Here is an 11,400-nt window from a genome sequence, read left to right on the forward strand (position 1 = left end):
CCGGTTCAGATGGCCGGCAGCTGGTCGTCGGCGAAGATCCCCGACTTGACCATGAAGGACATCGGCTTGCGCACCACCTTGCGTTCCAGGTCCCGGCGGGCCGGGTCGGAGACCAGCCGCTCGCGGAACTCCAGTGGCTTGTCGATCCGGGCGTCCCGGTAGACCTGCGGGTTGTAGAAGGAGCGGAGGCTGAAGACGATGTAGCGCTTCAGGTACTGCTCGATCTCCTGGCGCTGCTGGTCGGTCACGGTCTTCGTCAGCTCGGAGTAGAGCATCGAGACCAGTTCGCGGCCGAACGCGATGTGCCGGGACTCGTCCTCGTGGTGCACCCGGTTGACCTTGCGGATGGTCTCGTGCAGGGAGTCGTCGGCGGCCATCCGCATGTTGTAGAAGTCGACTATCTCCTCGAAGAGCAGGATCCTGGAGAACACCAGGAAGTTCTCCACCTGGGCGTTGTCATGCGGAATGGAGTTGAGTTTCGGCCCGGTGTAGATCTTGTTGCCGTACCGGAGGCAGAACTCGGCGAAGAACCACATGTGTTCGTTCTCTTCGCCGATGAAGTGGTGGAAGAAGTCCGACGGCAGTTCAAAACCCGCCGTGTGGATGCGTTTGACGACCTCGATGAGCAGCTCGCGGATGCCCTCGACGTTGAGGCTGTAGAAGTTGATGCTCTCCCAGCGGGACAGCCGCTGCAACTCCTCGGTCGTCAACTCCTCGGCGACTTCGGTGCCGTAGGTGGACATCAGGTCGTCGCTCATCCACGACATCTGCTCGGGCAGCGAATCGGGCCAGTCGAACTCGCGGTACGGGTTGTAGTAACCCTCCACCGACTTGTCGATGAGCCGCTTGAGGATCTCGGCGAACCGGGCCGACTGCTCCGGCACTTGCGGCACCTTTGTAGCTACTGTGGACATGCTTCTCCCTGTCGGTGAATGACTGGAGATATCGAGGGGGGCTCGGGCGTCACTGGAATCACATGTCGCTGTGAATTCCGGAAACTTCACGGTGTCTGCTGTATGAAGTTGCGGGTTCGCTCATTCTGCCGTGGTTACGGATCGGGGCGGCAGACATTGAGATGCTAGGCGACCGATACAGCCACGGGCCAGCGTCGGTCCGCCCAGGGATGAAGCGGAGTTCACATCTCCAATTTCACCGTGTGTCGCCTCCGGTAGCGTTGAGCAGCCAATTCCCCGTATATTTCAGCAACATTAAGTGATCAAAGTGCCCTCAAACGTGAGTTTGCCCCCGCTGGATGTTTTTCAGCCGACCCTGAAGAACCGCGCACCCGAGGTCACAGGCGGTGTGGCAGTTCGGTTGACGCTCAACTCCTCGTCACAGACGGGTCGTTGGCGTCACACTTTGGCACGATCACGCCCCTGGATGACTCACCATGCCGAAACAGCTGAGGTCTGGTGTGTTCATCAGAGCTCCATCGGGAGGTGACCCCGGCTGCGCAAGCGGTCTACTGCCCTGTCGCGATGCGAACGTAGGGAGACCCGGTACACGGATGACCGGCCGCCTGGTATCGCCGCAACCGACCGCCCTGGACAGACGCTTTCCCGGAGGATGCGGGGCAATAGCGCCCGGGTACCATCTCCGCTCCCGGAATTGCCGTGGCTCCCGTGCCCGTTACGGCCCGAACGAGAAACGGCCGGGGCGAAGCCATGAGGGACGACCTGGTCTCGACCTATGGAGCCGAAATCGCTGGGCTGCCTGTTCTGGCTTCCTGTTCGGGGAGGGGGGAGAGCCGGGGAGAGGGCCGGTCAGGGGCGGGCGGCCACAGTACTGAGATAGCCGGCCACCTGCCGGATCCGGTTCGCATCGGCCTCGGACACGGCGCCGAGAACCTCAGGTGCCAGCGCAACCGGGACGCCCAGCAGCTCCACGCATTCAAGCGCCTTTTGCCGGCACGCCGCGGCGATCGGTTCCGTGCCGAAGATGTACGGCAGCCTCATGCCGCGTTCGACGCCGATGAGGAGAGCCATCTGTGCGAAGCGTTCCGCGGCGTCGTCCACCGTCATCGTCTCGATGGGCTTCCGGCCGGGCGCGAAGACCGCGTACGGATCGTGCTCTGGCGCGGCGCCGGCGGTCAGGAGATCGGCCAGGTGGCGGGCAATCGCCGGAGCGCTGTGGAAACCGTCACGGTAGGTCCCCGTTGCGAAGAACAGGCGCGGCACCGGCGCGCGGCCCAGGAGCGGGAAAGTGTCCAGCGTGACCGGCCGCAGACCGTAATACCAGCGCCGCACGGCCGAGAACGCGATGTTCCGGTCGAACTGCGCGGTGTAGCCGGACAGCAGCGCCTGGACGACGCCCAGCCGCGGTCCGGCAGGCGCGTCGAAATAGACGTGGTTGGTCGCGCCCAGGTATTCGACTCCGTCCCCGAGCGGCACCGCGTGCAGCCCGCAGCCGCCGACGAGGGTGGGCGTGCGCACGACATACGGCACGGCATCGCTCCGCACGCGCTGGGTCTCCAGCGCCACACCTGTTCCGTTCAGCATCGGCTGCACCGCGCCCGGGGGCAGCTGCTCGATCAGGCGCCCACTCGCCGCGCCCGCCGCGAGGACGACGGCCCCCGCCGGGAGCATCGCTCCCGAGGGCAGCCGCACTCCGGTGACCGCGCCCTTGGCCGTCACCAGGGACACCACCTGGCCGGCGACGCGCGTGACGCCGAGCCCCGTCGCAGCGGCATCCAGGGACGCGAGCACACGGCGGGCGTCGACCGCCCCCTCGTTCTCCAAGTACAAGGCGTCCACCGGCTGATCACCCGCCTCCGCCGCCAACACACCGATGCCGTAGGGATCCACGTCCTGGCACGGCTCGCCATGCTCCTCGGCAGCCGCGCGGATCGCCCGCATACTGCCCACACCGTCACCCGTGGACCGCGCCCCCAGAACGACCAGCGTCCCCCGGACGTTCCCGACCGGAACCGCCACGTCTCGCCCCACCTCCGCGAGCCGCTCCAACCAGCCCGGCCACAGGCGAGCCGCTTCGCGCGCCAACGCGAACTTCGCACGGGACGCAGGATGTTCACCGGTACGCCCCGTGACCTCGGCAAAGCAGTTGAGCATCGCTCCCGCCGCCACGGAAGCAGAACCAGGGTGGGCCTCCGGGCCGACCACGGCAATCCGCAAGGAGCGATCCCGCAGCGCCGTCTCCACGGCGACGGACAGGCCCAGCGCACCGTTCCCCACGATCACCACATCGGCAGTCACGACCATCACCATCCCCAAAAGACAACAGAACAGTCCTACCGAGCGAAAGTCCATGAACAAGCCACGGCCGACCTTCCGGAAGCGCTGCGACCGCCGAGGTAGTTCGGGAGGCCGACGTCCACCTGATGACCACGCCTGGCGGCAGCCGGCTGCCGCACCAGATCACCGATGACGGGGGAGACGGCGGAGCCGTATTACTGCCCCGCGCGGATGGAGGCCGGCGCGACGGCCCTGGGGTGTCTGGACGAACCGTAGGAAGCAGCCCTCTCCCGCGCCGTGGGAGGCCGGCGCTCGGCAAGGATGCCCGTTCCGGCTCAGGCTCGCATGCCGCCGTCGACCCGGAGGACCGTGCCTGTGACGTAGGAGGAGCGGTCGCTGAGGAGCCAGGCGGCGGCCTGGGCGATCTCTTCCGGATCGGCGGCGCGGCCCAGCGGGGTCTGGGCGTTGAGCTGTTCGATGGTGCCGGGTGACTTCTCGTCCCACTCGTGCAGCATCTCGGTGAGCGTGGTGCCGGGTGCGATGGCGTTGACGCGGATACCCTCCGGGCCGTATGTGGCGGCTGCCGATGCGGTGAGACTGTTGACCGCCCGCTTCGCCGCGCCGTACGCGGGCAGTTGGGGGTTGCCCATCAGGCTGCCGACGCTGGAGGTGTTGACGATGGCTCCGCGCTTCGCGGTGGCACGGATGGCAGCGATCTCGGCAGTCATGGCCAGCCACGGACCCTTGAGATTGACGGCGCAGACGTGGTCGAAATCGGCCTCCGACAGCTGGTCCATCGGGCCGGGCGGCTGGCCCGTCGCGCCGTTGTTGAAGGCCACGTCGAGCCGGCCGTACAGCTCCACCGACCGGTTGACGGCTGCACGCACGCTTGCCGGGTCGGCCAGGTCGCACACCACATAGTCCGCGGTGCCGCCGGCCTCCCGAATCTCCTCGGTCACCGCCTTGAGCTGGTCCTTGGTGCGGGCCGCGAGAAGTACCCGGGCACCCTCCCGGGCGAACAGCCGCGCCGCTGCGGCGCCAATGCCGCGACCGGCACCAGTGATGAAGGCGACCTTGCCGGCGAGCAGGCCCGAGGTCGTGAGGGACGTGATCGGTGAGTTGTTCATGCCGACGAGCCTGTGCCTGGCCGCCCCGCTCATCCAGGCACCGGCAGTACCTGGCTGGGCGCCCCGGCGATCGCGCACACTGGGGAGGTGGATCGACGAGTACGACGAGAGCTTGGTGACTTCCTGCGCAGCAGGCGCGAGCGCATCACCCCCGCTGACGTGGGGTTGCCCGCCGGGGCACGCCGCCGCACCCCGGGACTGCGCCGCGAGGAGGTGGCACAGCTGGCGTTCATCTCGACCGAGTACTACACACGACTCGAACAGGCCCGCGCCCCACGCCCCTCCCGCGAGGTGCTGGCCCAACTCGCCCGCGCGCTGCGCCTGTCGGACGCCGAGCGCGCTCACCTGCACCACCTCGCCGGCGCCCCGCCCGGACCGCTGCCAGGGCCTTCGCGGGAGGTACGGCAGAGCATCATCGATCTGCTGCAGCGACTGCCGGAGGCCGCGGCGATCGTGTTGTCGGCGACGTACGAGGTCATTGCCTGGAACGACCTGGCCGCTGCCCTGATGGAGGACTTCTCCGCCCTGTCGCGCCGGGACCGGAACCTCATCCGACGCGCCTTCCTGGGCCCGCACCGGCCCGGCCGACGACTGTACGGCGTCTCGGACGCGGACGAGTTCGCCCAGAGCTCGGCTCAGCACCTGCGCGCCGCAGCGGCCCGCTACCCCAACGACCCGGAGGTGACCGGCCTGGTCGAGGAACTCCTCGCCGGAAGCGAGGAGTTCAGCCGGCTCTGGGCCACCCACGACGTGACTGCCCGCCCCACCCTCTGCAAGACCTTCGAGCACCCCCTCGTCGGCCCCGTCACCGTCAGCTGCGACGTCCTGGACATCGCCGACCGGGACCAGCAACTCGTCATTTACACCGCCGCCCCCGGCTCGCCGTCGGCACAGGCACTCCGTCTGCTGTCCGTCGTCGGCACGCAACACATGGGCGCGCCTGGTTAACGGTCTGCGACGCCTCGCCGAAGGCAAGACTCGTCCGCGCCTGCTCGCTGACTGCGTATCGACCACGTGACTCATCGGACAGCCCTGTCCACGCAGGGGCCCTCTCCGGCGCCACCAGTTGGTAAGTACGCTTGGTCATGTGAAGCAGTACAACCAGCGCGGAACCGATGCGCACACCTACACCGTCCTCGCCCTGACTCTGACCGGCACCGCAATCGGCGGCTTTACCCTCAGCGCCGTCTCACAGTGGCAAGGAAAAATCCTCGCGCTGATCATCGTGATCGGTTGGGGACTCGGCGTCCGATGGTGGAGCCGCACCCGGCCCCACCACACCAGCGACACCCACTGACCTCGCGAGGCGAGGGGAACGCGGGCGGGGACGATGTCACTTCAGCGCCGTATTCGCCGCCACCGTCAGGATCGACCGTAGCTGCGCAATGATGTCCAGCCGGTTCTGCACAAACTGCGGATCCGTGATCTTTCCGGTCGCTGGATCGGTGTTGCCGGCGCCGAACCGGAGCACCGGCGTGTGCACGTGCCCGCCTGGCAGCTTGTCGTGCAGGCCCAGCCGGTCGCGCAGCAGGGTCGCGCGGTAGGCGATCTCATTGGAGAGGTAGTTGCCGCCGCCGCCCTCACGGGCCGTGGAGCCCGGGGTGGGGCCGTCGGGGCGTACGACGGGTTCGGTGCGCCCTGCAGGGATCTCGGTGACCTCGGTGTGGTCGTAGCCCGGGAACCGGCCGGTGTGCGCGGTCACAATCGCCTTGTAAGGGAGGGTGGTCGTCGTCCACTGCGGTTGTGTGGCCGGGGCGGCAACCGGGATGGTCCCAGTGCTGCTGAGGTCGTCATTGTCGGGGTAGCCGCCGCGCCAGGCCCCGTTCGTTCGCTCGACGTCGAAGCGGCCCACCCGGCCCTGGCTCACCGTCGTGTACAGGTCGACCTTCGGCAGGTACGGCGCCAGCGTCCGCTCCACCGTCCCCTTCGCGAAGTCCTGCCAACGCACCGGGAACGTGACGGCCTCGATGCGGGCCGGACCGGAGTCGGTCTGGATCACCGTCCCGTCAAGAGCGAGCGCGACGGCTCCGGACGGGTTCGAGATCCTGATGTCCTGGTCCAGTGTGAACGGGTCGAAGCCGGTGACGAGAATGCGCTTGATGCCCGTGGCGCGCGACGGGTAGCGGATGTCGGTCTGACCGCGCGAGGTCCGCTCCAACTGGCCCAGCAGGGCCGCGCGTTGCGCGTCACTGAGCCCGAAACCCGGCTCCCACGTGCGCACGTCCCGCGTCATCCCGAGCCGCGCCCAGTACAGCGGCCGGTCGTCGTCCCGGCTGAGGCCGCCGCCCGCGGGGCCCCGCCCCTGCGCCCAGTCGACGGCGCGCCGCCACAGCGCCGTACCGTCCCGTACGACGATGCCGCGGGCCTGCTCAAAGGAGTGCGTCCGGGCCAGGTCTCGGACGAAGTCCGGCGCCACGGAGTCGAATCCGGAGCGTCGCAGTATCTCCTGCGGTACCGCCTTGTCCAGGCGCTGCTCCTCGACGGTCGGGGCCGGGGCGCCTTGAGCGTCCCGAGCCGCCGCCGTGGTCGCAGGTGCCGCCAGTCCCGCCAGCAGGGCCACACCGAGGATGCCGATCCGAGCACGTAGGGAATTCAAGGGACTTGGGATCCTTCCGTCGCTGTGGGGCGCGCGCGTACTGTCGGACCGCTGCAGTATCGCGTGACGGAAGTGGTCCACGCCATGAGGTGTGGCTCAGGGCTTCGAACTCATTTTTCCACTAGGTGTATTGCCCTGTGAAGGACGTCGTACGAGATCCCGCACGCCTCCGCCATCCGCACCAGGCCCAGGGCCGTTGCGCTCGCGAGCAGTACCGCCGGCAGCCGTAGCTCCGCAAGGCCCTCCTTGAGCGCGGCAGCCCTCGGCCGGGATGTCCTCGGCCGACAGCGACGGGATGATCAGCTCCCCATCCGGCGACAGCCGCACGTCCCCGGTGCCGGCCTTGCGGTTGCCCAGCACCTTCTCCATCCGCCACCGCCGCCATCAACTCCTGCCTGCACGCCTCAAGCGCGCTACGGACATCGGCCGGCATACCGAGCAGCTGGCGCGAGCTCATCGAGCGTCTTCAGACGCGAGAAGCTCCTGCCAGTGGACGGGAATCGGACACCTGAAGCCCGGCACCTGTTCCACAGGCGCACACCCACCTCACGGCCGGTTGCCATCTCACCGCCACCGAGTCCCTGCCTGGCCCAGGCTGTTGCTCGCCGAGCTGTGCTGCCTCAAACCAGTTCACAGCAGGGGGAGTTCAATCGCCACCCGGTCGGCCTCGGGAGTGCGCCAGCGCTGTGGTGGCGCTGCGGCAGTGCCGTATTCGCGGCCGTGCCCACCATTCGGCGCGGGCGTTGCCAGCTGCTGGGAGGCTGGTCGGAGTCGCTGTTCGGCGGCTGGCGAGGGTGCTGGTCAGCCGCAGGGGTGGGGGCGATGCTGGGCCACTGACACGCTGCAGAGTACGGGTTTTTCCCCTTCGTCCGTCGCGAAGACGAAGGTCGCGCCGGAGGCGGGGACGCGGATCGCGCACTGGTCCTCAAGAGTCAGCGGCTGGTAGTTCTCCCAGGGACATCCGGCCTCGTCCAGGGCCCGCAGGGCTTCGTCGTACGTAGGACGACCGGGGAATGTCTGCGGTTGTCCAGGCTCCTGCGACGGCCATTCCATCGTGGTCCAGTCCGTCTGGACCATGACCGCGTCGATCACCTGGCAGTGGGCATGGCAGACGGCGATCTCCAGGCTGCCGTACGCGTACAGATACGGCAGCCCGTCGGCTCCGGTCGAGGAGCCATAATCCCACGGAGGCCCCAACTCCTGCACGACATCCTTGAGTTCGGCGCCCAGGCGCGCCGCGCCGATGCGACCGGTCTGGGCGAAGGGTATAAGTATGTCCATAACGTGCATATGGCGAAGGGTTTCATGCAGATATCCGTCCGGTCCAATCCGCGAGGACGCGGCGCCGCCCTCAGTGCTCCGCTGGGAGTCCGGTGTGTCATCTGCGGGGTGCGTTGTGCTCTCTTGGTTTGGCGTCGGTGGTGGTGAGGGTTGGGGTGCCGCCCCGGGAAAGTGGGTTTGAGAACCGGTCGGTGGGTCTCCGGCCCTTCGCTCACGACGTGGCTGCCTGTGCCGGCACCGGCGGCATCGACGGCGGCCGCCGAAGCGGCACCGCGACAACTGACCGATGACGAACAAACGCCATGGGTGCGCCGTTCTACTCGGCCGTACGCCGACACCGGTTTTGTCGGTTTGTTGGGTGTTTAGTTGGGTGTTTATGGGGTGGTGGTGGCTGCGGGGTGTAGGGGGTGCAGGGGGTTTTGGTGTGTGTGGGGGGGTGGGGTGGGGGTTGGTGTGTGGGTGATGGTGGTGGTGTAGCGCTGGATGTTGTCTTGGGTGAGGGTGACGGCTGTGCGGTGGTGGTGTGGGGGGGTTGGGGGGAGTGGGTGGGCTTCGATCCAGCAGGGTGTGTCGTATTCGATGTAGCGGGAGAAGGTGTTGTGCATGGCGGTTGCTGTCATGGGCTGTGTGGGGGTCAGGGCTTGGGCGGCTTGGCGGGCGGCTTCCAGGAGGAGGATTCCGGGGGCGTGGTCGAGGGGGTGGTCGAAGAGTATGGGGTGGGTGGTGTCGATTCTCAGGGCCCAGCGGTGGGGGTTGTCGCTGGGGGAGAGGAGGATGTCGGCGTGGGTGCGGCGGCCGAGGTCGTGTGGGGGGATGGGGCAGGGTGGTGGGGGGGTTGGGGTGAGGGGTGCGGTGTTGGTGCGGCCGGCTCGGAGTCGGTGGTAGATGGCGGGTGGTTGGATGGTGAAGCGGGTGTGGGCGGTTGCCAGTGGCACCTCGTGGCGGACGACGGTGACGGCGAGGGTCAGGGCGGCCAGCCGGGTGCCGCGGTGCACTTTTTCCTGGCATTCGACGTGCAGGTTCAGTGGGCCGGCCCGGTCGGTGATCTGGGTGGCGTGGGGGGTGAGTTCGTAGCGGTAGTGTTCCCACAGCAGGTGGTGGTCGAACGGCACGTTGTAGGCGCCGTGGCACAGTAGCGGGAACATCTGGCGGATGGTCTCGGTGAGCAGCAGTGGGTCGACGGGGCTGGGGCCTGTTGTGTAGAAGCTGTGTGTTGTGGGCCAATGGGCAAAGACGGTAAAGGCATTGGTGTCTGTCCGTTGCCAGCCGGTGAGTAAGACCTCGGCGGAATTGGTCTTGTGGACGAATTTCTTGGGAACGAAGGCGACAGGGCTGGGCCTGGTGGTAGCGGGGACAGCGTTGCAGTGCATGCGGAACTCCCAGGCGATGAGGGAAGTGGTATCGATGGCACGGTGCGAGATGTGTTGAATCGTGTGGGCGTGCCTGGTGCGTGGTGGTGTCCTCTTGGGCGACTTTTTTGAGCTGTGAAAGGGGTGGCGCGTGGAAGTCGGTGGCCGAATAATTGCCAAGTAGAATAAAGAGCGTTCTCTTTTCTGTCGAGGGGTATTGAAGGGTCAGAGGATGAGACAAGTGACACAGGAACGGGCGCTGCGTACCCGTGAGAAGCTTTTTCGGGCGGGGGCGGAGGTGTTCGACGAGTTCGGGTACTCCGGCGCGGGTATCAACAAGATCCTGGAGCGGGCCGGGGTGACGACCAGTGCGTTGTACTTCCACTTCGAGTCGAAGGAGGGGCTGGCCAAGGCGGTGATGAACGCTCAGCCGCAGGCTGTTGAGGGCATGCTCCGTTCGGAGGGGCTGCAGCGGTTGGTGGACATCACGCTGGTGTGGGCGCAGCGTCTGCAGACCGATCCGGTGTTGCGGGCGGGGGTGCGACTGTCGGTGGAGCAGGGTGCTTTCGGTGTCCGGGATGCCACTGCCTACCTCAGCTGGCGCGACATCATGGCGGGTTGTCTTCGGGAGGCCGAACGCGGCGGTGAGCTGCGGCCTGGTCTCGATGTGGAGGGAGTGGCCGAGTTCGTGGTGGGGGCGTGTACGGGGGTTCAGCTTTATGCGCAGCTGGTGAGTGGCCGTCGGGATCTGCCCGAGCGGACGGTCAGGATGTGGGAACTGCTGTTGCCGGGGGTTGCTGCGCCGGAGGTGGCGGCTCGTATGGACTTGGATCCGGTGCGGGGAACTTCGGCGTGAGCAGTCGTTGCGGCCGTTTGAGCCTGCCGTTTGATGTCCGCTCATCTGGTTTCCGCGGTCGTACGGGGTAGGGGATGGAACGCGTCCGGCCGGCTCAAGGAGTCGGGCGGTGATGGTGGCAGCCAGGGCTTTCGGGCCAGGGATCGGAGATGAGGAGCAAGCTGAGATGACCGATGTTCAGGGGTTGTTGACCGACAGGGTGGTCATGATTACGGGTGCCTCCAGCGGGATCGGTGCCGCCGCGGCACGGCTGTTCGCGGCCGAGGGGGCGGCAGTGGTGCTGATGGCTCGCCGGGAGGAGCGGCTGCGTGAGCTGGCGGGGGAGATCGAGGCGCGCGGTGGCCGCGCGGCGGTGGCGGCCGGGAATGTGGGCGTGGAGAAGGACGTCGAGAGGGCGGTTGCGGCGGCGGTGGAGCGCTTCGGCCGCCTGGACGGCGCGTTCAACAACGCAGGCTGGGCCGAGGCGGGAACACTCCTGCACGAGACGGACAATGAGGTCTTCGACCGTGTGATGGAGGTGAATGTGCGGGGGGTGTGGAACTGCCTGCGTCATCAGCTTCCGGCCATGCTCGCCTGCGGCCGTGAGGCGGCGGTGGTCAATACTTCGAGTGTGGCGGGTTGTCGGGCGACGGGTGCGGGTTCTCCGTATGTGGCTGCTAAGCATGCGGTGTTGGGGTTGACCAGGGCGGCGGCGGTTGAGTATGGGGAGTGGGGGGTGCGGGTGAATGCTTTGGTGGTGGGTAGTACGCGGACGGAGTTGATGGATGAGGTGTTGGTGGGTGCGCCGGGGTTGGAGGCGGGTTTTGTGGGGCGTTCGGTTCAAAAGCGTATGGCGGATCCGGTGGAGGTTGCGCAGGCGGCGGCGTGGTTGTGCAGTGATCGGGCGTCTTTTGTGACGGGTGCGGCGGTGCCGGTGGATGGTGGTTGGACCGCTGCGTAGTGCACTGCCTGGTGTCTCGCGCGTCCTTTGGTGTGGGGGGCCGGAGCGACTGGCGGGGGG

General features: G+C 67.3%; 10 protein-coding genes. 4 read left to right on the forward strand and 6 right to left on the reverse strand.

Annotated elements, in window-relative coordinates; translation table 11 throughout:
• Positions 1-5 precede the first annotated feature (5 nt).
• The 3 genes from B073_RS0133190 to B073_RS0133200 form a co-directional block, all read right to left on the reverse strand.
• A complete protein-coding gene (locus B073_RS0133190; protein ID WP_018542388.1) occupies positions 6-884 on the reverse strand; it encodes a diiron oxygenase in 879 nt (292 codons plus the stop codon).
• 879 nt (positions 885-1,763) lie between these two features.
• Complete coding sequence (locus tag B073_RS41970) at positions 1,764-3,224, reverse strand: NAD(P)/FAD-dependent oxidoreductase (protein ID WP_158690284.1); 1,461 nt, start codon at positions 3,222-3,224, stop codon at positions 1,764-1,766.
• 302 nt (positions 3,225-3,526) lie between these two features.
• Entirely contained in the window at positions 3,527-4,318 is a 792-nt protein-coding gene (locus B073_RS0133200; RefSeq protein WP_018542390.1) for an SDR family NAD(P)-dependent oxidoreductase, read from the reverse strand.
• 87 nt (positions 4,319-4,405) lie between these two features.
• Between B073_RS0133200 and B073_RS0133205 the strand changes: the two genes are divergently transcribed.
• Both B073_RS0133205 and B073_RS0133210 read left to right on the forward strand, forming a co-directional pair.
• The gene (locus B073_RS0133205; RefSeq protein ID WP_037813533.1) at positions 4,406-5,266 is read left to right on the forward strand and encodes a helix-turn-helix transcriptional regulator; all 861 of its coding nucleotides are present in this window, start codon (positions 4,406-4,408) and stop codon (positions 5,264-5,266) included.
• 139 nt (positions 5,267-5,405) lie between these two features.
• Positions 5,406-5,615 carry a hypothetical protein gene (locus tag B073_RS0133210; RefSeq protein WP_018542392.1) on the forward strand — a complete coding sequence of 70 codons (210 nt, stop codon included), beginning with the start codon at positions 5,406-5,408 and terminating at the stop codon, positions 5,613-5,615.
• Between the two features lie 36 nt (positions 5,616-5,651).
• On the opposite strand, the gene B073_RS0133215 is transcribed toward B073_RS0133210, so the two are convergent.
• The 3 genes from B073_RS0133215 to B073_RS41975 all read right to left on the reverse strand — a co-directional run bounded on the left by B073_RS0133215 (position 5,652) and on the right by B073_RS41975 (position 9,565).
• The gene (locus B073_RS0133215; RefSeq protein WP_078508284.1) at positions 5,652-6,914 is read right to left on the reverse strand and encodes a pyroglutamyl peptidase; all 1,263 of its coding nucleotides are present in this window, start codon (positions 6,912-6,914) and stop codon (positions 5,652-5,654) included.
• Positions 6,915-7,715: 801 nt separating this feature from the next.
• Entirely contained in the window at positions 7,716-8,195 is a 480-nt protein-coding gene (locus B073_RS0133220; RefSeq protein WP_158690285.1) for a hypothetical protein, read from the reverse strand.
• A gap of 374 nt (positions 8,196-8,569) precedes the next feature.
• Positions 8,570-9,565, reverse strand: coding sequence for a ScbA/BarX family gamma-butyrolactone biosynthesis protein (locus B073_RS41975; protein WP_078508285.1), 996 nt, complete (start codon positions 9,563-9,565; stop codon positions 8,570-8,572).
• A 211-nt stretch (positions 9,566-9,776) separates the two neighbouring features.
• Between B073_RS41975 and B073_RS0133230 the strand changes: the two genes are divergently transcribed.
• The gene (locus B073_RS0133230; RefSeq protein WP_026247958.1) at positions 9,777-10,400 is read left to right on the forward strand and encodes a ScbR family autoregulator-binding transcription factor; all 624 of its coding nucleotides are present in this window, start codon (positions 9,777-9,779) and stop codon (positions 10,398-10,400) included.
• A 166-nt stretch (positions 10,401-10,566) separates the two neighbouring features.
• Positions 10,567-11,340: an SDR family NAD(P)-dependent oxidoreductase gene (locus B073_RS0133235; RefSeq protein ID WP_420706481.1), complete on the forward strand. Its 774-nt coding sequence runs from the start codon at positions 10,567-10,569 to the stop codon at positions 11,338-11,340.
• Positions 11,341-11,400 lie beyond the last annotated feature (60 nt).

The sequence above is a fragment of the Streptomyces sp. MspMP-M5 genome (assembly GCF_000373585.1).
Lineage (GTDB): Bacteria > Actinomycetota > Actinomycetes > Streptomycetales > Streptomycetaceae > Streptomyces.

Excerpts from the sequence above, each read along its gene's own strand:
- B073_RS41975 (WP_078508285.1), bottom strand. The coding sequence starts at position 9,565 with ATGCACTGCAACGCTGTCCCCGCTACCACCAGGCCCAGCCCTGTCGCC.
- B073_RS0133235 (WP_420706481.1), top strand. The coding sequence starts at position 10,567 with ATGACCGATGTTCAGGGGTTGTTGACCGACAGGGTGGTCATGATTACG.
- B073_RS0133200 (WP_018542390.1), bottom strand. The coding sequence starts at position 4,318 with ATGAACAACTCACCGATCACGTCCCTCACGACCTCGGGCCTGCTCGCC.
- B073_RS0133220 (WP_158690285.1), bottom strand. The coding sequence starts at position 8,195 with ATGGACATACTTATACCCTTCGCCCAGACCGGTCGCATCGGCGCGGCG.
- B073_RS0133230 (WP_026247958.1), top strand. The coding sequence starts at position 9,777 with ATGAGACAAGTGACACAGGAACGGGCGCTGCGTACCCGTGAGAAGCTT.
- B073_RS41970 (WP_158690284.1), bottom strand. The coding sequence starts at position 3,224 with ATGGTGATGGTCGTGACTGCCGATGTGGTGATCGTGGGGAACGGTGCG.